Origin of the sequence: Haloferula chungangensis (assembly GCF_042664875.1) — a bacterium.
In the GTDB taxonomy this organism is placed as follows: Bacteria; Verrucomicrobiota; Verrucomicrobiia; order Verrucomicrobiales; family Akkermansiaceae; genus Haloferula; species Haloferula chungangensis.
The window spans coordinates 1-525 of the sequence record NZ_JBHTBS010000104.1; the positions used below are offsets into that span (position 1 = coordinate 1).

Sequence of the window (525 nt, forward strand, 5' to 3'; positions counted from 1 at the left end):
CAGATAAAAAACGTCGTGAAGAAGTAGATCTACGTAACGAAGCTGACCAACTCGTATTCTCTTCTACTAAGACTATTGAAGACTTTGGTGAGAAAGTTTCTGATGATGAAAAATCACAAATCGAAGATGCTAAATCTAAATTAGAAGAAGAAGAAAACAAATACTTGATGCTTTATGCAGAGTTCGAAAACTATAAACGTAGAACTAGAGAAGAAGCGGAAAGAAATAATAAATATAAAAATCAATCATTTGCTGAGGATTTACTTTCAGTTATTGACAACTTAGAACGTGCACTTCAAATTTCTGGAAATTCTGAAGAGTTTGAATCACTTCATAAAGGTGTAGAGATTGTTTATAACGATTTTATTAATAAACTGAATTCAAATGGAATCACATTAATTGATGCTCAAGACAAAGACTTTGACCCGAACTTCCACCAAGCAGTAATGACAGAGGCTGTTGAAGGTGTATCCAGTGGAGTTGTAATTGAAGTATTCCAAACAGGTTATATGTTAAAAGAAAGAG

1 protein-coding gene is annotated in these 525 nt (G+C 33.0%); it reads left to right on the plus strand.

Features of this window, described 5'->3' with window-relative positions; translation table 11 throughout:
- Positions 1-525 (plus strand): nucleotide exchange factor GrpE (gene grpE, locus ACFQY0_RS21395; protein ID WP_379717152.1); only part of this gene is annotated, 525 nt, incomplete at both ends.